Origin of the sequence: Acetivibrio mesophilus (assembly GCF_004102745.1) — a bacterium.
GTDB lineage: Bacteria > Bacillota > Clostridia > Acetivibrionales > Acetivibrionaceae > Hungateiclostridium > Hungateiclostridium mesophilum.
The window spans coordinates 40,179-65,164 of record NZ_RLII01000015.1 but is presented as its reverse complement, the minus strand read 5'-3'; the positions used below and the strand labels follow the sequence as shown (position 1 = coordinate 65,164).

Here is a 24,986-nt window from a genome sequence, read left to right as displayed (position 1 = left end):
AATCCCCTCCTATTCTAAGGCTTGCTCAAGGTCAGCAATTATATCCTCTGCCGCCTCAATTCCCACTGAAAGTCTTAAGAGTGTATCGGTAACTCCTATTCTTTGCCGTATTTCCTCTGGTATTGCAGCATGGGTCTGAACAACAGGATAGGTAATCAAGCTTTCCACACCACCGAGACTTTCGGCAAATATTACCAACCGTACTTTTTCCAAAACCCTCTCTACAACTTGCACGTCTTTTACATTAAAGGAAATCATGGCTCCAAACCCGGAGGCCTGAGATTTTGAAATACTATAACTCTCATGGTCGGGCAATCCCACGTAGTTGACCTTTGTGACATTTTTATGGGTGCAAAGCCACTTTGAAATTTTCATCGCATTTTCCTGCTGCTTTTCAAGGCGTACCCCCAGTGTCTTTATTCCTCTTAAAATCAGCCAACTGTCAAAGGGAGACAATACAGCCCCTTCTGATTTTTGAATAAGCGTAAACTTTTCCGCCAACTCTTCATCATTAACTACAACAAGACCTGCCAAAGTATCGTTGTGCCCTCCAAGATATTTTGTCCCGCTGTGGACCACAATATCTGCTCCGAGCTCCAAAGGTCTCTGAAAATATGGTGTAAGAAAGGTATTATCCACAATCAAAAGCATTCTTCTATCTTTGGCAAATTCCGATATCGCCTTTAAATCGGCTACCTTCATCATTGGATTTGAAGGAGTCTCAATAAAAAATGCTTTGCTGTTGTCTTTCACAGCGTTTTCTATATCCTGAATCTTACTCGTATTAACATAGGAAAACTCCACACCGTATCTTTTGTATATTTCCTCAAACAGCCTGAAAGTACCTCCATAGAGGTCATCAGAAACAATGATGTGATCTCCCGGTAAGAAAAGAGAAAGTATAGTTGATATTGCCGCCATGCCGCTGGAAAAAGCAAATCCATACTTACCGTTTTCGATATTTGCAATCGTATTTTCAAGTTCTTCCCTTGTAGGGTTCTGCAAGCGGGAATAATCATAACCGGTAGTCTGATGCAGCGCCGGATGCCTGAAAGTAGCACTTTGATATATGGGGAAGCTTACTGCTCCCGTATGGGGGTCATAGCCTTTTGAGCCATGTACCACCTTTGTACTTATACTATGCTTCGACACATTCCCAATTCTCATCATCCTTTCTTTATTTTATTGCAACCGCTTCAATTTCTATTAATACACCCTTCGGAAGCTTCGATACTTCGACACATGACCTTGCCGGAAAAGACTCCGAAAAGAATTTGGCATACACCTCATTGATTTTTGAAAAACTGTTCATATCCTTTATGAATACAGTAGTTTTTACCACCTTGTTCAAGCCACTGCCTGCTGCTTCAAGAACATTTTTTAGGTTTTTGAGTACCTGTTCCGTCTGCTCCTCAATTTCACCGCCAACCACTTCTCCCGTTTTGGGATCAATGGGTATCTGTCCTGATGTGTAAATAAACGAGCCCGCAACAATTGCCTGTGAATACGGACCAATTGCTTCAGGGGCTTTATCGGTTTTTATGACCTCAATAGACATTCTAATAATCACCGCCTTCATTTCCCGACTATTCCAATATGTTTTATATTATAGTACCACACATACTCTCTTGTCAATAAAAGCCTACAAATAATTTTATAGTTTTAATTTTTCAATCTTATGAAGGATTACTGTTTTTCTGAATCCTTCATAGTTTCTTCTCTGGATATCTTGCAAAGATTGCATTTATGTATTTTATAGAATCTATAAAGAAGAGAATCCAGCTCCCTTTCGGCCTTCTCTAACTCTTGCTTTTTAAGGCAGCAACTGCTATGACATTGATCTTTCAAAACAATATTTTTTAATTCTATTTCTTTAAGTAATTCTTCAATACTTTTCGTCATGAGCAACACCCCTTTTAAGAAATAATGTATATATAAATTAGCAGCTCCACTTACTGCGTATTAGATTCCACTTTTTATCCCTGGATATAATTATCCTGTCTATGTCCTCTTTGGTGAGATGTTTAAACCTTGACTGTTTTTTCAAATATTCCTCTACAGAGGTAAACTTCTTTGGATTTTTATTTAAAGTATACTCATTATTCTCATATTCTGCAAGATACCAAAGACCGCAATCCACTACTTCTTTGGCTATGTCAATGGCGCTGTCCAAAGGAGCTCCCCAACCGGTGGGACATGGGGCGAAAACATGGATATACGAGGTCCCATCTACCTGAGAAGCTTTTTGGATTTTATTAATAAAATCCTGAATATAGCCTATACTCGCTGTTGCAGCATAGTCAATACCATGAGCGGCAACAATTTCAAACATGTTCTTTTTTTGCGTCAAAGTTCCGGGGATATTGTCACCCGCCGGGGTGGTAGTGGTCTTTGCTCCATAAGGGGTAAGGCCGCTCTTTTGAATTCCCGTGTTCATGTAGGCTTCATTGTCATAGCAGATATAGATGATTTTATCCCCTCTGTCTATTGCGCCGGATAAAGCCTGAATACCTATGTCCGCCGTTCCACCGTCACCGGCAATTCCCACAACATGATAGTCCTTAAGCCCCAGCGCCTTTGCTCCGGCCGCAATGCCGGAAAGCATAGAGGCTGTACCCGCGAAAGTGGAAATAATCGCATTATTTGCAAAGCAAAGCTGAGGGTAAACAAAGCCCACAGCGGACATGCAGCCTGCGGGAATTACCGTAAATGTTCTTTCACCCAACACCTTTAAAACCAGCCTGACCACAATGCTTCCACCGCAGCCCGCACATGCTTTGTGACCGTAAAAAAACTCCTTGTCAGTGATATTTCCGGCATTTATGGTTCCTCTCACCTTACTCATCAATAGATACCCCCAGACTTAAAAACTTAACCCTCTTTTTTGAAATACCCCTAGATTCTTCCCGCAAATCATAAAACGCTTCCCGTATGCTTTCTTTGGAAATATCCCGCCCGCCAAGCCCGGCTATAAAGTTCAAGCTCCGCACATTGGCGCCTGCTTTTGAAAGGGCAGAGTTGACATTGGTAAATACCGTTCCCTCATATCCGAAGGATATATCCCTGTCTATCACTCCCACAGCCTTTGCATTCTTAGTTATTTCTATTATCTCCTCTTCGGGAAATGGCCGCATAAAACGTATTTTCAATACGCCTGCTTTCCACCCCTCTTGCCTTAGCTCATCCACCACCGTTCTGCAGGTTCCTGTGGTACTACCAAGGCTTACCATGATAAATTCCGCATCCTCACAAAGATATGCGTCAACAAGTCCTCCATATCCTCTTCCGAAAGCCTTTCTGAACGAATCATCCACTTCTTTTATTACCTCTTTTGCATCCAATACAGCCTTATGCTGCTGGAATTTAAACTCGGTGTTGTCCGATGGGGAAGAACTAACCCCCATGTTCTTCGGATTTTCCAAATCCATTTTATACGGTGTCTCAAAGGGCGGCAGAAACTTATCTACTTCGTCTTTTTGAGGAATATCTACCAGCTCATAAGTGTGGGTAAGTACAAAGCCATCCAGATTTATCATTACGGGTGTAAGTACCTTTAGATTTTCTGCTATTGCATAAGACTGAATCACCATGTCCAGGCTTTCCTGGGCATCCTCCACATATATCTGAATCCAGCCGCAGTCAAGTTGCGACAAGGAATCTCTGTGATCGCCGTATATACTCCATGGCAGCGCAAGGGAGCGATTGGCATTCATCATTACAATGGGAAACCTGCCTCCGCTGGCATAATGAAGGCACTCTGCCATATACAAAAGACCTTGGGATGAAGTTGCTGTAAAGGTTCTTGCCCCAATACTGCTGGCTCCCATACATGCGGATAGAGCCGAGTGCTCGGATTCCACATGAAGAAATTCGGATTTCAGCCTTCCATCCTCCACCATTTCAGCCAGGCGCTCTACCACCACCGTCTGGGGAGTAATCGGATAAGCAGCGATTACATGGGGACTTGCCAATCGCACCCCTTCCGCTACTGCTTCATTTCCCGAAAGAAATGCTTTATTTTTCATGGTCCTCCCCCTCTCTTATCATTTTTATTGCTTTCTTAGGACAAACCCTAGCACAAATGCCGCATCCTTTACAGAAGGCATAGTCAATATCTACCAGCTTATCTTTCTTATATATAACCCCTTCCGGACAGCAAAGATAGCAATAAAAGCAGCCGATACACTTATTGCTTTCCACAATGGGCTTTTCTGTTCTCCAACTGGCATTTTCCGTCACAAGATGCCCGGCTGTATAGCAGGGACCAACAGGATAATCTTTGATATGCTTTGGTTTAGCATATTCTCTAAGTTTTGGCCTGTTCACGATGTTACCTCCTTGCATTGAAGGAAGGTTCTTTGAACCACCTCAATATTTTTCTTAAGCAGATCGCCTTTTAGAAAACCTGCCATTCCTTCTAGTACAGCATTCAAATCAACGATATTTGATACGGCTAAAAGTGCACCAAGCATGGCTGTATTTGCTATGGGCTTTTCTAAAACTTCCAGCGCAATAGAAGATGCATCTACTACAGTTATTTTCCTTGAATCATACTTGGCATAAACCTCTTTGGTGGCTGAGTTTATAATAATTCTTCCATTGTCCTTCAAGTCATCGAAAAAGTTTTCACTAAAAAGGGTTTCATCTAAAATCACAATAAAATCACATTTTCTGATTTCGCTGCGGTCGGTAATTTTTTTATTGTCTATTTTAGTAAAGGCCAGGACAGGAGCACCCCTTCTCTCCGGGCCAAAGGAGGGAAAGGCCAGAGCATGCTTCCCGCCATATAATGTAGCCAAAGCCCCAAGAAGTTTTGAGGCTGTGAAACTGCCTTGTCCTCCTCTTCCATGCCACCTTATTTCTACCATTGCCATCGCTCCCTTGCCTTATCTTTTAGTTTTTCAAGTCTTTTTAGGGCCTCCTCAAGGGTTTCTTTCTTTTTTGCAAAGTGGAAGCGAATAAGATGATTTACATTATCTTTGAAAAAGCTTGAACCGGGAACCGCTGCAACACCTACTTCCTTTGCCATCCACTCACAGAATTCCAAGTCGCTTTCGCAAGCAAACTCTGAAATATCCACCATTACATAATAGGCTCCCTGGGGTACAGTGTACTTTAATCCCAATTTATCCAAGCCCTTTATGAAGAAGTCTCTTTTGTCGATATAGCTTCTTTTTAATTCTTCATAATAATCATCGCCAAAATTTAGGGCAACTACTGCCGCTTCCTGTAGAGGGGCGGCAGCACCCACCGTCAGAAAGTCATGAACCTTCCTAGCCCCATCGATAATGTGAGATGGTGCAATCAAATATCCCAATCTCCATCCGGTAATAGAATAAGTCTTTGATAAAGAACTGCAGGATATGGTTCTTTCAAACATCCCGGGAAGGGATGCAAAATATATATGCTGATAGGGGTCATACACAATATGCTCATATACCTCATCGGTAATCACAAATGTATCATATTTTTTTGCAAAGTAGGCTATGGTTTGCAGTTCCTCGAGGGTAAAAACCTTTCCGGTGGGATTGGATGGATTGCATAAAATCAATGCTTTTGGACCTTGTTTAAAGGCTTCCTCCAGCTCATTCACATCAAATTTAAATTCCGGTGGCCGCAAATGCACATATATCGGTTCTGCTCCTGAAAGTATGGCATCTGCAGCATAATTTTCATAAAACGGGGAAAATACCACCACTTTGTCTTGCGGATTACAAACCGTCATCATAGCTGCCATCATAGCTTCAGTACTGCCACAGGTCACCACGATTTGAGTTTGTGGATCAATGGGTATGCCCATAAATTTGGACTGTTCTTTTGCCAGTGCCTCCCTGAAATTTTTAGCTCCCCATGTGACTGCATATTGATGTATACTGCCGGATGCCACTTTTTCCAGAGCATTTTTTAATTCCGAAGGAGGATCAAAATCGGGAAAACCCTGGGAAAGATTTATTGCTCCATGGCTATTTGCAATACGGGTCATTCGCCTTATAACCGAATCGGTAAAATTCTCTATTCTCTTACTTAGCTTTGGCATAAAATCCCCCTATCTCTTTCATCGATCAAGCGTTTTGCTTTGTGGGTAGCCCTCGGCAATTCACCATTATCCAAAATAATGACTTCCTTTGGCTTAACACCTATACGCACTTTTATTTTAGCCAAGACCTTTTCTGCAAGCGCTTCTTTAGGCTCATCATTTCCCAACGCCCGCTCAACCTCAACCTTGAATTTGGTAGTAAAGCTTTCTGTAATGGCAGTAATCCTGTATTCCCCGGAAAGCTCTTCCATATTGCGGACAACATACTCAATATCACTAGGAAACACATTTACTCCCGAAACAATCAGCATATCATCCAGTCGTCCTGTGATGTTTATTCGGGCATGGGTACGTCCGCAAGCACATTTCTCTTTATTTACTGTACCGATATCTCCCGTCCTGAAGCGAATCATAGGCCTTGCAGTCTTTCTCAGAGTTGTCAATACCAGTTCCCCTCTTTCCCCTTCAGCTGCCGGCTGTAAAGTATCAGGATTAATTACTTCAACCAGGATATGATCCTCCGCCAGATGAAGGCCATTTCTCGCACTGCACATTCCGGCACATGCTCCAAAAATATCCGAAATTCCATAGAAATCGTAGATCTTCGCATCCCAAAGCTCCTCGATAGCTTCCCTGGTAGCATCAATAGAGCCTCCCGGTTCTCCTGCCACAATGATTTTGTTGATAGAAAGGTCCTTTGCAGGATCAATTCCCTGCTTTTTTGCAGTTTCGCCCAAGTACCACGCATAGGAAGGTGTTGTCCATATAACGGTGGGCTCAAACTCCTTAAGGATAAAAAGCAGTCTGTCAGAAGGAATAGCTCCTGCCCATATGCACAGAGCTCCAAGGTTTTGAGCACCTATAACATCCGGACCTCCCACAAACAATGTAAAATTGAGGGCATGAACATAACGGTCTTTAGGTCTCATTCCTGCCGCCCAAAACAATCTGCTTTGAATATCCTGAAATTCTTCAAAATCTTTCTTGGTAAAAGGGCTCAACGTAGGAACACCTGTTGAGCCGCTAGAAGCAGATACAAACACCACTTCCTCTTCAGGTACAGCTGTCATATCGCCCAGCAAAGGCTTACTTAGCTGTCTTTCCCGTTCTATATATTTATTGACAAAAGGAAATTTGCTAATATCGGAGAGCTGCTTTAAATCCGACGGCTTTACCCCTGCCTTGTCAAAGGATTCCCTGTAATATTGAGAATTTTCATATGCCAGCGCAATATGCTCTGAAAGCAGCTGAAACTGATAATTTTCCAAATCTTCTCTTGCCATTGTCTCTATTTCTTCATTCCAATATTTCCTTGCACTCACAAAACTTACACCCCTTATTTTATTTTCTCCATCTCAAAAGATAGCGTTCTATTTTGTCAAATAAAAAAGTAACTCCTGTAACAACAACTCCTATAAAAATAATCCCTACAATAACCCTCGGATAGTCCGCAAAATCAGAGAAATACTTTACATACCAGCCCAAGCCTGAAGTTGCTCCAATCATTTCTGCAGCAGTCAAAAGAATAAAGGACATGACAAGCCCAATAGTGGCACCGCTTATAATTGAAGGCAAAGTGGCCGGCAATATCACCTGAAAAAGCATTGATCCTTCACTTACACTCAGAGCTTTTGCCGAGTCAATAATTCTTCTATCCACATTAAACACACCGTTTAAAGTGTTAATAAACACCGGCCAGAAGGCTCCAATAAAAATAATGAATATGGATGCTGCTTTAAACGTGGGAAGTATAGCAATGGCATAAGGAATATACACTATGGGAGGTATCGGTCCAAATACTTTTGTAAGTGGATTTATAGCCTTGTAAAGTCTCTTCCTCCAACCAATAACCAAGGCTAAAGGAATGGCTAAAGCCAACGCCAGAATATAACCTGTCAATAACAGCTGAAATGAACTTACAGTTCCTTTCAAAAGCTCGGGCAATTCCGATATCAATAATGAAAGAATAGACGAAGGAGAAGGAAAAAGCAGCTTATCGGCCAAATCCGTTTTTGTTGTAAAAATCTCCCATATTATCAAAACACCATATACAATAGCTGTAACATCACCAATAGTCTGAGTTTTCTCTTCATCTTTTTTTAATATAACATTTAGTATATAGAAAATTTCTAGTAGTAGTACCAATCCGATATAATACCAGGCATTTATACCATCCCTTTTGGACGGAAAAAGCTCAAGTATCAATGTGGCCAGAAACAACACATTCGTTAGATTGAGTATTCTCCTCACAAAAATCCCCCCCTTTCTAAAATCACTTATAGAACGACCTCATCCCCGCCTATTTTTTCTATCAAGTCATCATAGAAAAGGCCAACAAGCTTGTTTCTAAGATTTGTATACTCCTCAGATCTTATAAGAGATGTCCTGTCTCTAGGTCTTTTAAATTCAACATTTATTTGCTTTTTAATAGTACCCGGCCCGGCTGACATTACAATAATCTTGTCAGATAAAAGTATTGCTTCATCTATGTCATGAGTAACCAGTATTACCGTTTTTCTTTCATTTCCATTATCCCAAAGATTTAAAAGAAGCTCTTGCAAAATCACTCTGTTTTTTGCATCTATTGCACCAAAGGGTTCATCCATCAGCAAAATACCGGGATTCATTGCAAAGGCTCTGGCAATGGCAACTCTCTGCTGCATACCTCCTGACAATTGGGACGGATATTTGTTTTTGAAGTCTCCAAGTCCCACCAAATCCAGGTATTTATCGGCAATCTCTTCTATCTCTTTTCTGCCCTTTGACTTATAAACCTGCTTTAAACCAAAAATCAGATTTTTACGGGCACTCATCCATGGAAATAATGAATAATGCTGAAAAACAACTCCTCTTTCAGTGCCGGTACCCTGAATCTGCTTTCCATCCAGCAAAATATATCCATCGGTAGGAAAATTAAGACCTGTCAGCAAACTTAGCAGCGTACTTTTACCGCAGCCACTTGGGCCAATGATACTTACAAACTCGCCTTCGTTTATAGAGACACTAATATCCTTGATGGCGCAAAAGCTGCTATTTTGCTCTTGGTATTTTAAGGACACATTTTGCAAGCAAATTTTACTCATAATTTTACTTCCCCTTTACTCCTTAAAATCTGATTTAAGCTTTTTATAAACTGCATCGTCCGGATGTTGCTGAAGAACATCTTCAAGGGCAAGCTTATAAATTGATGTGTCTATGTAATCTTCAATATTGAGATCAGAGGTAATATATCCGGACTTATTAATAAGATCCCAGAACTTTATAACTCCATCTTTATCAGGGTCGGGTATGCTATATATATGACCGCCGTACGTTTCTTCCTTTATAATATCTTTGTCTACCTTTGCATATTTTGAAATAATATCAACCGTTTCATCCTGATTTTCCAGATAGAATTTATATGCCTTTATCAAGGCTGCTTCAAACCTTACAAAGTCTTCGGGTTTTTCCTTTATTTTAGAAGAAAGGGCAACCTGACGGCAGCAAGTATGCATCTTGACCAAGTCTCCTGAATACTTTACTATTTGAAGTCCCTGCTTTTCCCCCAGCTTAATAAAAGGAGTCCATACAATACCCGCATCGACACTTCCTTTCTTGACAGCCTCAATCACCGCTGCCGGTGAATCCAATTCGTTAATTGTCAGATCGTTTTTCCAGTCGATGCCTGCCTCTGTTAATGCAGCCCTGAAAATAACATCTCCCGTAGCAAGTCTTACAGTAGCAATCGTTTTACCTTTAAAGCTGTTTAAATCTGTAAACTCTTTTGCTTTTTCCGGAAGGGCCACAATTCCATGTCCTTCAGTTTGCTGTCCGCCAAAGATGGTAAAATCAGTACCTTTTGAAATGAAAGTTAACGGTGCAGCTGTACCAAAGGAACCAGCGTCTACTTTTCCCGAGCTAATGGCATTTAAGCCTTCCCCGGAGTTTGTAAACAAAAACAGCTCTACATCCAGTCCTTCTTCTTCGAAAAATCCCTTTTCTTTTGCTACAAAATAAAGCACATGACCCGGAGAAGCCAGATAGCCTATACTAAATTTCTTTAATTCCTTTTTTTCCTTCGGGTCTTCTGAGCCGGCTTTTTGTGCCCTCTGTCCCCCACATCCGCTTAACAACGTGCTTGCAAGCAGTAATGATATTAAACTTATCAAAATTCTCTTTTTCATTTTTTCCCTCCGTAAAATTAATAATTTTTCAAATATCGCCTTCCTCAAGAAGCCTTTTATAATAGAATCCGCTGGTGTATAGGGCTGCCGCCGGATTATGTCCTAATACCCGGTCCTTGGTTATCAGGGTCGTTACTGGGGCTTTGGAGTATTTAATAAACAATGAATCATGCCCCACGCACAGCCCTACAATTACATTGAGATCCGTTTTCTCCTTGTTGAGCAGCTTCGCCTGCAAAATCGGGTTGCACAGCGCCTCGTGACATCCTTTCTGGATTTTTAGCTCTTCCAAAATTCCAACTTCTGTTTTATCCGTTGACCCAACCTTGCAAATGACGCTGTAGCTTTCAATTCCCTTTGCTTTTAATATCTTGGTAAAAATCTTTGCTTCATTCATAAGACCAATACAGGTGGCAATTCCTATTTTCTTTGCTCCAATCCTTTTGGCAAATGCAATAATCTCCTCCACCCTTGTAAGCTTCCCATAATAAGTACCTTCAATTTCTGCTGCTGCATGGGATATTTTAGAGACTAGGCTATCATTTCTGTAGAGTTCGTTAACTTTCTCAATTTCTTTCTCCGATATGTTGGTAGTCAGGCAAAAGTCCGGAAAACTCTTTTCTCGTCTATAGCAATTTAACACTCCGCAATCGGAGCAGCTCATTTTTTTATCTCTATTCTTCATATTATCTCCCCTTAGAAACTTAGACATTTGACAAAGACCTTGTCAAAATCCTTATGATTTGCCAGCTCCAACACCTCGACACTTCTAACCGCTTCTTCCATTCTTCCTCTGTAAGTTCGATTCAAAAGAAAGGCTTTGGCACCGGACAATGAAGTGTTGCCGATAAATTCAATTTTCCCGTCAAACTCCTTTGGAAGAAGACCTATATTTATAAGGCTCTTTCCCCTGAGGTGATATCCAAAAGAACCGGCAATAAGCACTTTATCCACCTCAGTAACTTTTACACCCTTGTTTTCCAGCAAGAATTCAATTCCGGCCCTTATTGCTCCCTTTGCAAGCTGAACCTGCCTCACATCTTTTTGAGAAAGGAAAACCTTGTCGGTAATTTTGAAAGTCAACTTTCCGTCCTGTTTTACCAATCTTTCCGTTAGAGCCGGGTATAAATTATTTGTGCTTTCCGGGTCAACGAAGTTGCCATTCTTCTTAATAACACCATGGGCTACAAGCTCGCCCACTATATCCAATAGCCCACTTCCACAGATTCCTGTCGCTTCCGTTTCACCGATAACCTTAATATTAATACTCCCGTGCTTATCAATTTCAAAAAACTCTATTGCACCTTTGCCGGCCCTCATGCCACAAGTTATGTTCATTCCTTCAAAGGCAGGCCCTGCCGCCGTGGATGCAGCCGAAAGATTTCCGTTTAGACCTATTACCATTTCCCCATTAGTACCTATATCAATAAATAAAGTGATACCCTTTTTCTTATGAAGCTGTGATGCCAAAACTCCGGAAACAATGTCAGCCCCTACATACGCCGATATAATCGGAGGCAAATATATAATTCCAAAAGGTGAAATATCAATATTGTGTTGTAAAGCACTAAGATATGCCGCACCATTTATTTTAGGAGTATACGGATACTTTCCCAAGGCTTCGGGGCTGGTATTTGAAGCCAAATGAATCATGCATGTATTGCCGCTAAAGATAATCTCATATATATTTTTTTGACTGATACCTGCGCTAAAAGCTATTTCACCAATCATAAAGTTAATCTCATGTATCAAACCGGAATACATAATCCCAAGTCCTTTGGCATCTGATGAGAACTTGATTCTTGATAATACATCCTGGGCATGGACAGCTTGTGGATTTAAGGATGAAGAAGTACCTATTTCGGTTCCGTCGTTTAAGTTCACAAGAGAAACCACCAAGGTAGTAGTCCCTATATCAACAACAGCTCCATAATTTTTTTCTCTTGTATCTCCAACCTCCATCCCCAATTGGTTTCTTCCGGCAAACACCTTGGTAAGGTTTTCTTCAATGAAATATTCCTTTCTTATCAAGGGCTCCAAGCTTATATCAAAACTCTGCCCCCTGCTTAAAATTTTCAACGTGCTGTTTTGCTGATTTTCACTTACATAAACCTTGATATCTCCGATTATTTGTGTTTCACAGGCCAGTACATAGCCTTGTTTTTCTTCATCTTCGGAAAGATGATGTTTGCCTTTGGCTAAAACCTTCTGCAAAGATTCCCTATCCAGTCTTACTTTACACTTTCCGCAAGTCCCCGCACCGTTACACGGAGATTCTATTATTACCCCTGCATTGCGGGCTGCCTGAAGAATAGTGGTCCCTTCTTTGACATTAATGGATTTGTTTTGCGGGTAAAATATTACTTCTGCCATAACTGCTATGCTCCTTTACCGTTGTGGTCAGGGCTCGTATGTTGTGAATTGAAGATGACGTACTTAAGCCACAAGCCGGTGATATAATATCAATTCCATCCCTCAACAGGCGCTCTGTCTGGTCTGCGACTTTTTCAGGGTTACCGAATTGAAGAAGAAAAGTGCTTAAATTGCCCATTGTTGTAAGAGAAGGGAACTCATCCTTTAATATCCGAAGGTTTATTATTGCATCCGTGCTGATTGCATCAGACTTGATATAGGGAATAAAACGTTTTACCGTATTTATATTTCCGCAAATATGTACAATTACGGGAACCTTAAAGGAATGTATTCCATCGATCAGCTTATTTAGATACCTTAATGCATATTCTTCAAACATCTTCGGCCCTAAGATCTCGCCCGTTGCAGTGGGATCGCCTATAGATATCAAATCCACACCGTTATCTATCATAAGTTTTGCATATTCAATCAGAAAATCCGTGACATAATTTATTACCCGATGGGCATTTTCCCTATCTTTTCTCAGCTCCTTGAGAAAGGATATAGGATTTACAATAGATGCAGAGGTGCTCAAAGGACCTGTTAAATTCCCCACAACAGGCACATCCTTATTTCTTTTAGACAGTAGGTAGCCTGCTTGAATAACAGATTCTATCCTGCCCTTCTTAAGTATTTTGCCGATATCCTGATATACTACATCCGATACCGAATCAAATACTTCTTTTTCGATTTTTGGCTCACAAGCTAATGTTCCAAAGTTTATTTCGCTGCCCAATACCTCTGCTTCTACAGTCATGCAAAAGGGAATGCCAAAGTTCTCAAAGCCCGTATATTTAAATATATCCTTCGCAAGCTCCGCCATAAGCTTATCATCATGGTGCGCTTCCGGAAGGGTATGACCGGTACTTTTCATAACATCCACAATCGCAGCGTTCATCATGCCTCCGGGACAAATTACAGGCGGTCGATCGACCTTTTCCTTATTTAAAACTCTTAGTATTCTCTCCTTGGGACTTATAATACTCATTTCTTTCTCCTCTCAGCATACATACTTGCACCAACCTCTAAATATAATCTGAACAATAAGAGTCATACTGCGATGGAAAATGCCCCTTGTAAATCATGTAATTAAATACATCTTCATTGGGAGGATATCCGATTTCTCTTACCGCATCCATCATTGCATGAATATTTCTAAAGGGCGTCTCTGTAGGAAGACTGCATCCCGAAGCCACAATATAGCCTTTTGGGCTATCATAAGCCTGACGTATGCATTCAAAAACGGCTTTTTTTACATCGGAGACCGTTCCTTGAAGCATAGTTTCCGAGGGTTTTATATTTCCCATCAGCCTTACTTTATGGCCCACTTTTTGCTTTGCTTCAAGAAGGTTGGCATCATTGTCAATACTTATACAGTCGGCACCAGCTTCGGCCATCAGCTCCCATATTTTATTTGTCTTTCCGCAAATGTGTAAAGTTACGCTTTTGCCCCTTGAATGAATATAATCAATCAATCTTTTCAAGTACGGATATGAGAATTCCTTAAATTGCTTGGGGCTTATTACAGTGTTTGAAGACATTGCATCGGTGAGGCTTGGTGTACATCCCGCATCAATAATTGCCTTTGCATATCTCAAATTGGTTTCTAAAGATATCTCACATAATTTATGTACTTTATCAGGATCTTTAAGGGTCAGTCTAACAAGGTTTTCGGCACCTATCAGAAAAGACGCATTGGTAAAAGGGCATGTGACAGGCCCTGTTACCGTTACTTCATTGCCCACCTCTTCCGCTACTATTTTCATGGCCTCAATATGATGGGGCAAATTGCCGTCCTTATATGGATCTGCAGGTTCTAATGAATCAATCTCTGAGATATCATCAATGGCAGGAACTTCAAGATATGCCGTTTGATCATAGGGGTAATGTATTTTTGCACCCATTGCCTCCGCCTGAACATATAAGTCTGTAAAAACCCTTATGACGTCATATCCAAACAACTTGTAGGCTACAACATGAGCTTTGGCGATCAATTTGCCGTTACCTCTAAGCTCTGATATTCTGGCATTTATTACCCTCGCAGCGGTGTTGCCTACAATCGGCACACAGGGGAGCCTATCTATCTGCTGTCCTTTATTGTATGCAGCCATTCTTTCAATAGGAGTCATTTGGTCTTTAATCACTAGGCAGCACCTCCAACCAGCTTCCTTGCCAGTCTCACAGCCTCTGCAGCATTGACCGAGTATCCATCTGCCCCGATTTTATCCGCAAACCGTTGAGAAATAGGCCCTCCACCCACCATTACTTTATATTGGTCTCTTATGTTATGCTGATTTAATATATTAATTACTTCCTCCATTCCATCCATGGTAGTAGTCATCAGAGTAGATAGGGCGATAATTTTAGCGTTGACTTCCTTTGCTTTTTCAACAAACCGTATAGGTGGAATGTCCCTGCCAAGATCAAAAACCTCAAAGCCTGCGGATTCCAACATTATTTTTACCAAGTTCTTACCGATGTCATGGGTATCTCCTTCGACAACTCCAATTACAACCCTATATCTTTCACCCTCGCTATCTAATTTTATATGGGGCTTTAGCACATCCAATCCTGCATACATCGCATCGGAACACATTAATAACTCGGGAATGAAATACTCCTCTTCCTCAAATAGCTTCCCCGCCCTATCCATACCGTCGGCAAGGCCTTTGTCAATTGCTTCATAGGCATCATATCCGTCAACAATGACCTTTGTGGAAAGCAGGACAGTCTCATCTTCATCCATATTAACTACTGCATCCGACAGCTCTTTAAACAACTCCTCTTTACCTACTGACATTTTGCAACCTCCTAGAATAGTAAACATATCATTTTAGTCGTGTTTAGCTGATTATTTTTGGAGGTTACCCTCCCATGAACATAATTTATACTATTGTATGAAATAATTGATTTCTCTTTTCTCTCCAGAGTTAACACCTGTAATTTAATCTTCTTGGAATAAAGGTGTAGAAAGGTATCTTTCGCCGGTATCAGGAAGCACAACAACTATATTTTTGCCTCTATTCTCCGGCCGTTTAGCAATTTGCGTCGCTGCAAAAGCAGCAGCTCCTGAAGAAATTCCCACAACGAGTCCTTCCGTTCTTGCAAGTTTTCTGGAAGTTTCAAAAGCTTCTTCATTTTTAACCTTAAAGATCTCATCAACTACGTCCTTATTAAATATATCCGGAACAAAGCCAGCTCCTATTCCCTGAATCTTGTGGGGTCCTTTAGTACCTCCCGATAAAACCGGTGAATCAAAGGGCTCTACTGCAACCACCTTAATATTTGGGTTTTTAGCTTTTAAAGCTTCGCCCACACCGGTGACTGTTCCTCCTGTGCCAACTCCTGCAACAAAAATGTCCACATTTCCATCAGTATCACGCCAAATCTCTTCGGCAGTAGTCTTTCTGTGTATTTCCGGATTGGCCGGGTTCTTGAATTGTTGGGGTATGAAGGAATTGGGGGTTTGTGCTGCCAATTCTTCCGCCTTCTTTATAGCTCCCGGCATCCCTTCACTTCCGGGAGTCAGAACCAATTCGGCACCAAGGGCTTTTAGCAAATTCCTTCTCTCAATACTGAAGGTTTCCGGCAAAGCAATTATTAGTTTATACCCCTTTGCCGCTGCCACAAGAGCAAGAGCAATCCCTGTGTTTCCGCTTGTAGGTTCGATAATTACCGTATCCTTATTGATAAGCCCCTTCTCTTCGGCATCCTGGATCATTGCATATCCTATCCGGTCTTTAACACTGCTTGCCGGATTGAAGGATTCTAGTTTTGCAATAACTTTTCCTTCCAAACCGTTTTGGTTGTTGTAATTTGACAATTCCAACAAGGGTGTGTTGCCGATAAGTTCGGTTAAATTTTTTGCAATCTTTGACATAAAATCGCCTCCTAATATTTTATTCGCTTTTCTTTCCCGACCTCTTAAGATTTTAGCCGTTTCATTAATTCGCATTAATCATATATGTTTTGTATGGTTTAATTTTATTCTATAATTTCTCTTTTGTCAATACTATCCACAAAAATATTTTTATTTCTATAGGTTTACTCGTGTTTAAACCCTATTTTGCATGGCAGCAATCCGGCATACTGTCATCTATATTTATTTTGCTTAAATCAATCTCATCTTCCCCTTGATGCAGAATCTCAGGTTCATCAGCACCAATAGCACGAATATTGTGCAGTCTGAAACTTGCTAAAATCGCCAATGTTATAAAAATGGTTATGACCCCAAGGATAATTGCAACTATTTTCTTATTTCTTATTAGACTCATTTACCTCACTCCTTAATCTCATCATATTAATTAAATTGCTTTAAAACATAGGTATAAATGTCTTCTAAAAGTCTCAGCCCTCCATGATATCCTACATAAGAGCTGTGTAGTATTAGTCTTTCCTTTATGGGCACAGATACCGCCAGAAAGTTGCCACTAAGCTCTTTGGTGAGCTTCTTTTCAAAAATACTTCCGATAATTAAAGGTGGGCCAAAGTAATCGCAATTGCGGATTTCCTCATGTATCCGGTAGGCATCTTTTGAAAAGGTTACCTTAGCTTCTATGCCATATTCAAACTCTGTAAAATATTTCTCGATACTGTCCCTGTATTCTTCAGGTGTGTCATCGGTTATGTATTGCTTCTCGGGTACAAGTCCAAAATCGTTCACTAAAAACTTGGAAATGGCCAAGGCATCGGTGGCATTTGTTACAGTGGAAAAACGCCTTGACATGGTTCTATTTTCAAGAAATACATCCGAGGTTCTTTCAATATGGTAATAATACTCCTTCTCATGGCGTTCAATTACAGCCTCAACAACCTCAACATCTACTCCCGCATACTTGCCCACCGTCCTTAGAAACTTGCCGGTTTCAAATGCGCCTATGGGAAGTGTTGGATAATGCAGATAAGGTGTCTGGAATTTTTCCTCCAGCAGTTTAACATTTTTAAGCCCAACCCATGGTGAAACCAACAAATTGAACTCAGCCTGGGGAATCTTATCTATATTTTCAATTCCCCTGTACTCGCCAAAAATTGCATTGGGAGTAAGTCCAATCTCAATTAAAAGCTTTTCCAGCTCCCTTATGTTTCCTACCCAGAAAGGATCATAGGAGGGGACAGGGCCCCAGATATTAACCAGCCCTTTCACTTTCTCTTTAACAGGCTTTTTGGCAAGGTATTGCTCTATTATGGCATTAATCACCCATTCATGGCCTTCAAGGTTATTCCCTTTAAATCCTGCAGTTTCAACATACACCACGGGTTTTTCCATATTTGCAAAACGGCTTGAAACCTTAGCTATATCATCTCCAACAATTTCAGCAGTGCATCCCGAGAGAACCACAAAAATATCTCCATCCACCACCCGAAGTGCATTCTCAATAGTTTCGGCAAGGCGCTCTTCTCCTCCGAATATTATCTCCTTCTCGGTTACGTTGGAGCATGGATAAATCTGAGGTGATATATATCCCGAATCTCCATTGTTGCCTGCAATCCCCGCTGCCAGCTTTCCTGCGCAGCCCGGTCCTGCGTGCAGTACAGGAACTCCTCTGTAAATGCCTTGAACAGTCTGCATTGCACCCAAAGCGCAAACATATCTGGGTTGATCCAATATTTTAATCAAGCCGTAACACCTCCATCTATAAGGAAATGACTGTTATTTTGCTTTAGCCACCAGTCGGTATAAGGAAGCTTAACACGTTTAGATAGATTCTCTGTAAAGCTTCTGTTGGTCACTATATCCAAAATAGAATAAGCAAAATTAAGAAGGCCCCTATATCCGAATATTGCATATTCGTCATACACACAAAGTGCCGGAATCCCCAACTTCATTGCCCATACAGTAGAGCCTACATGACGGGAAAAATAAATATCGGGCTTAACCCTTTTTAATATGTTTACAAGCTCTTGGTTTTGAAGATCATTGACAGAGAGATTATAATCATTGGGTGAATGATCCACCAAGTATTTAAATGCAGCCGGTGCCAAGCCATCATCATATTGCTTATCAAAATGCCATGCCGCAGAATACACAATCTCTATCCCCAGTTCCTGTAATGCACGGGTGGTGTTGAAGTTAAAGCCCGGTCCCATGCCTATAACTGCTCTTAGACCTGTAAGCTTTTTCTTAGCTTCCTCAATTTTCGGAAGATACTTCTCCTTTTCGAGGGCTAAATATTCTCGGGCCTCTGCTTCCTTCCCCAAAGCTTTCGCAAGTTCCACAAGCCAGCTTTCAAAGCCTGCAATACCATGAGGCTGAAGGGATCTCACATAAGGTACACCGTATTTTTCCTGAAGTCCGTTGCCAAGGTAAGTCCCCAAAGTTCCGCAGGTGCTTACTGTGGCTACTGATTCAGACAGTCTTGAAAGCTGCTCTATATTTGTATTTGAAAGCAAAAACAAAGGCTCAACCCCAAGATTTTTAAATATTTCTGTGATTTCCTTTCTTGCTCCACCGAAAAAATTGATAACATTCACAATATTGCGCTTTTTCTCCGGTGGTTTAACAATAGAATTTAAAATTGCGTGAAAGGCTGCATCAAATCCCGATGCCCATATTTTGCTTTTAAACCCCTCGCAATGGATTGGCGCTATCGGAATATCCAACTCCTCCTTCAGATCCTCCACAACACTTCCCAAATCCTCCCCGATAACACCGCTTACACAGGAAGCGGCCACAAAAATTGCATTGGGCTTATATCTCCTGTAGGTCTCCAAAACCACTTCACGCAGGTTTTCGGTTGCTCCAAAAACTGTGTCCGATTCATTCATATCGGTGCAAACATAGCAGGACTTTGAGTTATCAAGACCTAATTTTGCTGCAAGTTGATCCTTGTTGTTGCTGACCTGCATAGCTGTCACAGCACATCCTGACGGAGAATGATGAACTATAGCGGCATCGGTAATATAGCTTAATATGGACAAAGCGCAGGCAGCACTGCACAAGCTTGCCTGGCTGTAGCATCTTTGCCTGTCGGAAGGCCCGCCGCAGCCAGTTTCGGCATAAAGCCCCCTTAATGTACCGCAATATCCTGTAACTGAGCCTAGCCTGCTTTCCCTTGCTTCACTTTCTCTTCCTCTAAAACTGACCCCCATAGAAATCTCCCACTCCTCTCAAATGCAAGACGCTTTGCTTGTGACTTCACCCGTTTCAAGGGCCAGCAAATGATCCGCCCATTTAGAAGCCCATTCCCGAAGCTCATGGACATCCAAAGGCTCAGGTACCTTTGACTCAGTGTGCTCCGCAATTTTTAATGCAAGTCTTGTATATATCTTTGCCTGCTCTGAATTTGGAGCCGCTTCAATTGTGGTTTTGCCCTGAAGCTCACTTTGCGTGACAGTGACCGATCTTGGAACGTATTCTACCACCTGGGTTTTTGTTTGTTTGACAAAATCATCTATTATCTCTTTGGCATAGGGGGCATTTATTGAGTTGGCTATGACGCCTCCCAACAAGGCACCTCCGGCATTTGAATACTTGTGTATTCCTCTAAAAAGGTTATTTGCCGCATAAACAGCCATAAAATCTGCTGACGATACTGTAAATACATGCTCTGCAATACCTTCCCTGATGGGAACGGCAAATCCTCCGCAAACCACATCTCCAAGGACATCATATATTACAAAATCCAGATCCAGCTCTTCAAAAACCCTTTGTTGCTTGAATAATTGGACAGCAGTTATTATTCCTCTTCCGGCACAGCCAACTCCTGGAGCCGGCCCTCCTGCTTCAACGCAGTACACTCCGCCGAATCCTTCATGTATAACCTCACTGGCCTTTACTGTGGTCTTTTCCCTCAATGTGTCCAAAACTGTAGGTATATATTTACCACCTCTTAAAGTATTGGTGGAATCACTTTTGGGGTCACATCCAAACTGCATTACTTTAAAACCCTGTTTTACCAAAGCTGCACTTATATTGGATGTGGTTGTGGATTTTCCGATTCCACCTTTTCCGTAAATAGCTATCTGCTTAATCTTTTTATTTGCCAATTTAAACACTCCTAACCTTTAGATTTTTATTTTGGGATTTACCAATCTATCCAACAGCTCATCAATATATCCGGCCGCAGCAAAAGCTTTTATTCCTTTCTGCTCAAGTACTTGTATTGCTCCGGATCCAATCATAGACGCTAAAACAATTTTACAATCGGCAAGTAGTTCGGCTGAATATAATAGCCCACCTTCACTATGTTCACCATAAGAGCATGCAGGACGATTTTCTCTGGACTCCAAAAACTCCCATCCATCTTCATTAATTTCAAAAATCAAAAAGTTCAATGCTCTTCCAAAGTGGGTATTTACTACTTTCCCATCACTGCTTGCAACAGCCACCTTATAACCCATATAATAAAACCTTCTTTCATAAACCTGTTATCCGTGGGAAAATGTTTCTATCCTTTGCTCATAAAGCCTATCGGCCAAATCCTCATTACTTCCCGGTATTCCACATGCGTCAGCCCTACAGTGGGTGCAATGCCTGAACACCTCTAAATACTGCTCCGCATCCTCTCTTGCTTTATTTAGCATCGCACAATCGGGGGCCTCAATATCTGCCATTTCGAATTGGGGAATCAAAGGTATAATATTGATTTTGCTCGCTCCAAGTCCGGCTACAGTCCTTGCCACGTCACCCACATGTTCATCATTTATTCCCGGTATTAAAACAGTATTGATTTTTACAAAGATTCCTCTCTTGTGCGCTTCCCATATTCCTCTGGTCTGAGAAGCGAGGAGCCTTAATGCTGCTTCCTTCCCATAATTAACTTTTCCATCCCATACTATATGTGTACAGATATTGGACAATATATCAGCATCTACAGCATTAACAGTAACTGTCAAGGTACTAACCCCCACCTCCACAAGGTCCTTTGCCCTATCCGGAAGCATCAGACCATTTGTGCTAAGGCACTTAATCAGCTCAGGATATTTTTCATGTACCACCCTGAAAGTGTCAATGGCATGATTGCTGGCAAGAGAGTCCCCGGGACCGGCAATACCCACAACCGTAATTTGAGGGCATAATTCTAAAGCTCTATCCACTATAGTTAAGGCTTCTTTTGGGGAAAGTATTTTTCTGGTCACTCCGGGTCGTTCCTCCCATTTGTTAAAGCATCTGCGGCAAAACTTGCACTGTATATTACATATAGGACTTACCGGCAAGTGAATTCTTCCGTATTTATTATGGCTTCCGGCATCCAGACATGGATGCCGGCGAAGCTCTGGGCGCATCGTAACATTTAAATTCGCGCTGTCATATACCATCTTAAATCGCCTCCCATTTTCTTCATTTCCCCTGATTTTCAATATATTTAAACGGATCCTCCTCGTACCAACTGTCATAATATGGAAGCCTTGTATGTTTTGAAATGTTTTTATTAAAAGAATTGTTCTTTAGTATCCTGTTTAATCTTCGTGCCACCTCAAATACCCCTGAGTATCCCATATAGTTTACTGCCTGCGAGAAAATAGGGAATACCGGCAAGCCTTGCTTGGCAGCCCACACATTTCCGCCCACATGCCCTACATATACATCAGGCTTAAGGTTCTTTAAGAGGTTGGATTGTTCAAAGGGTTGACCTGTTGCTATGTTAAAGACCATCTTGTCATTGTTCTTTACCGTCGGAATCAGCTTTTCACCAAATTCATCAAAGTGATAGCCCTTCATTCCCAAAACCTCGAGCCCCAAGTCCTGCAACAGCTCTGCAGTTGCAAGAACCCTTATTTCTCCTCCTGCCAAGAATACGGTTTTATTGGCAAGGGCTTTTTTATATGGTTCCAGTGCTTTATTGAGTTCTCGGGTTTCATACTCAACCAACCTCTGTGCCTCCTGGCGAAGACCGAAATGCTCAGCAATATCCAGCACCCATTTATTTGTATTTTCAATGCCTATCGGTATGGTTTCAAGGATATAGGGTATGTTGTAATGTTCTTTCAAATGCCCCACAAAATAATCATCATGGGTTGAACAGATACTTACGTTCAAGGCCGCCTCATGAATCTCTTCAAAGTCTTCAGGAGTCGAATAACAAGGAAGAATCCTGACCTTTAGTCCTAAAGCCTCCAGTATACGCTTAAGCTCCAATTCATCGCTATGACTCATTGACGAAACATTTAAAAGATTTACGGTTTTGCTTTTTACAAGCTCTGCTTTGTATCTCTCCTCGTCATCTATAAAGTCTTTTTGAGGCTTTTCATTACCGATTACGAGATTTCTAAGTATCCCATGGTAAACCGAGTCATAAGCTGTCGCCATAATTTTGCTTTTAAAGCCCTCACAATGTACTGTTACTATTTTTGCTGCTATCCTTTTTTGCAGGTCCTTAGCCACACTTTCCACATCATCCCCGATAATGGCAGGAACACAGCTGTTTACTACAATAATTGCCTCAGGCCGGAATTCTTCTTCTGCAAATAATATTGCTTCTTTGAGTTTTGCTTCTCCGCCAGATATACTGTCTGCCTCGTCAAGATTGGTGTTAATCCAAATCAGTCCTTCAGCTTTTGGGTCTCTTAGCTGCTTAAACATCTTTGAAATCCCGGCAAAGAAAATATTGCCTCCACCGCACCCGATAGGGCCGTGCACAACAATAACTGCATTGCGTACGGTATTTAGAATTGCCAGGCTCAAAACAAGCGTACATCCCTGGGTTTGCGAAAACTGCCTTCTTGTTCCGTTAAGGCAACCTTTCCTGATTCCTTCAGAAAGGGCACAGCAGCTTCCGCCAAAGGCGCTGCAGGCCTTCAGTCTGTCCTCCCTTACCGGCGGAGCTTTTTCATTGAGATAATTGTATACTCTATTTTCCATTGATAAATCCTCCCATCATCTACTCTCCAAAAGCACACTGAAAATATCCTCCGTTAATGTAAGTGCTCCCTCGAAGCCTGCGTATGCCCTATCCAAAACAACACGGTTGGAAACCGGATACATTACACTTAAGTGTTGAGCTTTAATTTTTTGGGCAGTTTCTTTTTCAAAACTACTGCCGATGAGAAAAGCTGGAGTCATTGAATCATAATATCTGGGGTTTTTATTCACTTCCCAATGGCGGTTTATATGTTTCAATACACTAGAGGCATCTGTATCAAATACCAACTCAGGCTTTATCCCCGATTCATAGTCACTAAATTTCCTTCTTAAGAATTCCTTTTGTTCTTCCTCCAGCAAATCATTTATAATAACCAATTCAGGAAGCCAGCCCAAATCATCGGAAAGGAATCTTGTAAGTCCCTGAGTATAATTTGCATCCCCTACAATAACTGCGTATCTTTGAAGATCAAAATCGCTATAGGCATCCACAACCCTCTCTAAGTACCCGTAATACCTTTTTCTTTCCTTTTTAATAAGCGCATTGATTACTTCATTACTTGCACCAAGGGCTGTTCCCACTTCTTTAATAAATCTTGCTGTTCCATGGTCTCCAATGGGAAAATCAGTGGTGATATAATCAGTGTCATGCACTTCTTTAAAGGTTTTGGCCGCATCAATCCCGTATGTATCCGAGACAACAATATTTAGAATTGCTTTTGACGATTCTTTTAAGTCCTCAAGGGTTTCATCTTCTCCAAAAAATGTGTTGACCTTATACCCCAGACCTTCAACAAGCTTTTTTAAAACCCTTAAGTTTCCCTTCCAGTAAACATCCTGTACAGGTACAATGCCCCAGAGGTTAACCAGCCTTTCATCCTTTTCAAGACCGGTTTGGACGTACTCACTGAAGAGCTTTGACAAAACAATATCATAGCCTTTATAAGAGTTTCCTCTAAACCCTCCGGTATCGGCAGCAAATAACCTCTTGCCCTTGTTGAGCCTTTTAACTACAGATACCGCATCATCTCCTATCATTTCCACCATGCAGCCTGTAATGACAAAATAAATATCTGCCTCTGCAATTTCCATTGTGCTTAAAATCTGCTGTTCGAGCCTTCCCTCACCGCCGAAAACAATTTCCTTTTCAAAAACATTTGAGCTTGGTAGCGACTGGCCTCCGCAATATCCGCTTCCCACATAGCCGCCGCCTCCATTAATTGCATTTGATATATTGAATCCACACCCGGCTGCTGCATGAAGTATAGGAACAACACCGGGCAAGGCATTAAGTGTAGCAACGGCACCTCCCATTGCACAAATATATTTTGGACGATCAACAAACTTCCCCATTTATAACCCCACCTTTAGACAAGCCTTATTTTTTCATTCTTTTCAATTTGAATCACCTTGCCGTCTTGAATAATAATCGTGACTGTTCCGAATTTTATATTATTGATGATTTGAATTAGTCTTTTTGTATCTTCCTCAGTAAGTGCTCTTCTATCACTTTTATTTATCTCTGACATAGATACTTCCCCCAAACACTTTATAGATTTTTAAATCGTATAAG

27 protein-coding genes are annotated in these 24,986 nt (G+C 41.3%); all 27 read right to left on the bottom strand.

The genetic code is table 11. From position 1 onward, the window contains the following. Window positions 1–9: 9 nt before the first annotated feature. The gene (locus EFD62_RS11490; protein ID WP_069195931.1) at window positions 10–1,170 is read right to left on the bottom strand and encodes a trans-sulfuration enzyme family protein; all 1,161 of its coding nucleotides are present in this window, start codon (window positions 1,168–1,170) and stop codon (window positions 10–12) included. A 7-nt stretch (window positions 1,171–1,177) separates the two neighbouring features. Further along, window positions 1,178–1,558: a RidA family protein gene (locus tag EFD62_RS11485; protein WP_069195930.1), complete on the bottom strand. Its 381-nt coding sequence runs from the start codon at window positions 1,556–1,558 to the stop codon at window positions 1,178–1,180. A 128-nt stretch (window positions 1,559–1,686) separates the two neighbouring features. Then, window positions 1,687–1,902, bottom strand: a complete 216-nt coding sequence (locus tag EFD62_RS11480) for a hypothetical protein (RefSeq protein WP_069195929.1) — start codon at window positions 1,900–1,902, stop codon at window positions 1,687–1,689. A 37-nt stretch (window positions 1,903–1,939) separates the two neighbouring features. Further along, a complete protein-coding gene (locus tag EFD62_RS11475) occupies window positions 1,940–2,845 on the bottom strand; it encodes a thiamine pyrophosphate-dependent enzyme (protein WP_128706167.1) in 906 nt (301 codons plus the stop codon). Beyond that, window positions 2,838–4,025 carry a transketolase C-terminal domain-containing protein gene (locus EFD62_RS11470; protein WP_128706166.1) on the bottom strand — a complete coding sequence of 396 codons (1,188 nt, stop codon included), beginning with the start codon at window positions 4,023–4,025 and terminating at the stop codon, window positions 2,838–2,840. The genes EFD62_RS11475 and EFD62_RS11470 overlap by 8 nt, the downstream gene beginning before the upstream one ends. Next, window positions 4,015–4,326 carry a 4Fe-4S dicluster-binding protein gene (locus tag EFD62_RS11465; protein ID WP_083225268.1) on the bottom strand — a complete coding sequence of 104 codons (312 nt, stop codon included), beginning with the start codon at window positions 4,324–4,326 and terminating at the stop codon, window positions 4,015–4,017. Before EFD62_RS11465 ends, EFD62_RS11470 begins: the two co-directional genes overlap by 11 nt. Next, the gene (locus EFD62_RS11460) at window positions 4,323–4,868 is read right to left on the bottom strand and encodes a 2-oxoacid:acceptor oxidoreductase family protein (protein ID WP_069195925.1); all 546 of its coding nucleotides are present in this window, start codon (window positions 4,866–4,868) and stop codon (window positions 4,323–4,325) included. Before EFD62_RS11460 ends, EFD62_RS11465 begins: the two co-directional genes overlap by 4 nt. Beyond that, window positions 4,862–6,037, bottom strand: coding sequence for a pyridoxal phosphate-dependent aminotransferase (locus EFD62_RS11455; RefSeq protein WP_128706165.1), 1,176 nt, complete (start codon window positions 6,035–6,037; stop codon window positions 4,862–4,864). Before EFD62_RS11455 ends, EFD62_RS11460 begins: the two co-directional genes overlap by 7 nt. Continuing rightward, window positions 6,025–7,359, bottom strand: a complete 1,335-nt coding sequence (locus EFD62_RS11450) for a phenylacetate--CoA ligase family protein (protein WP_128706164.1) — start codon at window positions 7,357–7,359, stop codon at window positions 6,025–6,027. The genes EFD62_RS11455 and EFD62_RS11450 overlap by 13 nt, the downstream gene beginning before the upstream one ends. Window positions 7,360–7,378: 19 nt before the next feature. Next, window positions 7,379–8,287, bottom strand: a complete 909-nt coding sequence (locus tag EFD62_RS11445; protein ID WP_069195922.1) for an ABC transporter permease — start codon at window positions 8,285–8,287, stop codon at window positions 7,379–7,381. Window positions 8,288–8,313: 26 nt separating this feature from the next. Continuing rightward, window positions 8,314–9,120, bottom strand: a complete 807-nt coding sequence (locus EFD62_RS11440; RefSeq protein WP_128706163.1) for an ABC transporter ATP-binding protein — start codon at window positions 9,118–9,120, stop codon at window positions 8,314–8,316. Between the two features lie 15 nt (window positions 9,121–9,135). Then, on the bottom strand, window positions 9,136–10,200 hold the full coding sequence (locus EFD62_RS11435) for an ABC transporter substrate-binding protein (protein WP_235832637.1): 1,065 nt from the start codon (window positions 10,198–10,200) through the stop codon (window positions 9,136–9,138). Between the two features lie 28 nt (window positions 10,201–10,228). Beyond that, window positions 10,229–10,885, bottom strand: a complete 657-nt coding sequence (locus EFD62_RS11430) for a DUF1847 domain-containing protein (protein ID WP_069195920.1) — start codon at window positions 10,883–10,885, stop codon at window positions 10,229–10,231. Between the two features lie 11 nt (window positions 10,886–10,896). Beyond that, window positions 10,897–12,573 carry an ASKHA domain-containing protein gene (locus EFD62_RS11425; protein ID WP_128706162.1) on the bottom strand — a complete coding sequence of 559 codons (1,677 nt, stop codon included), beginning with the start codon at window positions 12,571–12,573 and terminating at the stop codon, window positions 10,897–10,899. Then, window positions 12,533–13,600: a methylcobamide:CoM methyltransferase MtbA gene (locus tag EFD62_RS11420; RefSeq protein ID WP_069195918.1), complete on the bottom strand. Its 1,068-nt coding sequence runs from the start codon at window positions 13,598–13,600 to the stop codon at window positions 12,533–12,535. The genes EFD62_RS11425 and EFD62_RS11420 overlap by 41 nt, the downstream gene beginning before the upstream one ends. Window positions 13,601–13,637: 37 nt before the next feature. Next, the gene (locus tag EFD62_RS11415; protein ID WP_128706161.1) at window positions 13,638–14,756 is read right to left on the bottom strand and encodes a uroporphyrinogen decarboxylase family protein; all 1,119 of its coding nucleotides are present in this window, start codon (window positions 14,754–14,756) and stop codon (window positions 13,638–13,640) included. Next, entirely contained in the window at window positions 14,756–15,412 is a 657-nt protein-coding gene (locus EFD62_RS11410; RefSeq protein ID WP_128706160.1) for a corrinoid protein, read from the bottom strand. Before EFD62_RS11410 ends, EFD62_RS11415 begins: the two co-directional genes overlap by 1 nt. 144 nt (window positions 15,413–15,556) lie before the next feature. Beyond that, window positions 15,557–16,492, bottom strand: coding sequence for a cysteine synthase A (gene cysK / locus EFD62_RS11405; RefSeq protein WP_069195915.1), 936 nt, complete (start codon window positions 16,490–16,492; stop codon window positions 15,557–15,559). Between the two features lie 181 nt (window positions 16,493–16,673). Beyond that, window positions 16,674–16,886, bottom strand: a complete 213-nt coding sequence (locus EFD62_RS11400; protein ID WP_069195914.1) for a hypothetical protein — start codon at window positions 16,884–16,886, stop codon at window positions 16,674–16,676. A 26-nt stretch (window positions 16,887–16,912) separates the two neighbouring features. Next, window positions 16,913–18,229 (bottom strand): nitrogenase component 1, encoded by a 1,317-nt coding sequence (locus tag EFD62_RS11395; protein ID WP_069195913.1) that lies wholly within the window; start codon window positions 18,227–18,229, stop codon window positions 16,913–16,915. After that, window positions 18,226–19,701 (bottom strand): nitrogenase component 1, encoded by a 1,476-nt coding sequence (locus EFD62_RS11390; RefSeq protein WP_069195912.1) that lies wholly within the window; start codon window positions 19,699–19,701, stop codon window positions 18,226–18,228. The genes EFD62_RS11395 and EFD62_RS11390 overlap by 4 nt, the downstream gene beginning before the upstream one ends. Before the next feature lie 18 nt (window positions 19,702–19,719). Continuing rightward, on the bottom strand, window positions 19,720–20,598 hold the full coding sequence (gene nifH / locus EFD62_RS11385; protein ID WP_069195911.1) for a nitrogenase iron protein: 879 nt from the start codon (window positions 20,596–20,598) through the stop codon (window positions 19,720–19,722). Window positions 20,599–20,616: 18 nt separating this feature from the next. Then, a complete protein-coding gene (locus EFD62_RS11380) occupies window positions 20,617–20,952 on the bottom strand; it encodes a NifB/NifX family molybdenum-iron cluster-binding protein (RefSeq protein WP_069195910.1) in 336 nt (111 codons plus the stop codon). Between the two features lie 27 nt (window positions 20,953–20,979). Then, window positions 20,980–21,870, bottom strand: coding sequence for a radical SAM protein (locus EFD62_RS11375; RefSeq protein ID WP_083225266.1), 891 nt, complete (start codon window positions 21,868–21,870; stop codon window positions 20,980–20,982). 22 nt (window positions 21,871–21,892) lie between these two features. Next, complete coding sequence (locus EFD62_RS11370; protein ID WP_128706159.1) at window positions 21,893–23,413, bottom strand: nitrogenase component 1; 1,521 nt, start codon at window positions 23,411–23,413, stop codon at window positions 21,893–21,895. A 15-nt stretch (window positions 23,414–23,428) separates the two neighbouring features. Next, the gene (locus EFD62_RS11365) at window positions 23,429–24,766 is read right to left on the bottom strand and encodes a nitrogenase component 1 (RefSeq protein ID WP_069195908.1); all 1,338 of its coding nucleotides are present in this window, start codon (window positions 24,764–24,766) and stop codon (window positions 23,429–23,431) included. A gap of 14 nt (window positions 24,767–24,780) precedes the next feature. Beyond that, window positions 24,781–24,942 (bottom strand): YezD family protein, encoded by a 162-nt coding sequence (locus EFD62_RS11360; RefSeq protein ID WP_083225265.1) that lies wholly within the window; start codon window positions 24,940–24,942, stop codon window positions 24,781–24,783. Window positions 24,943–24,986 lie beyond the last annotated feature (44 nt).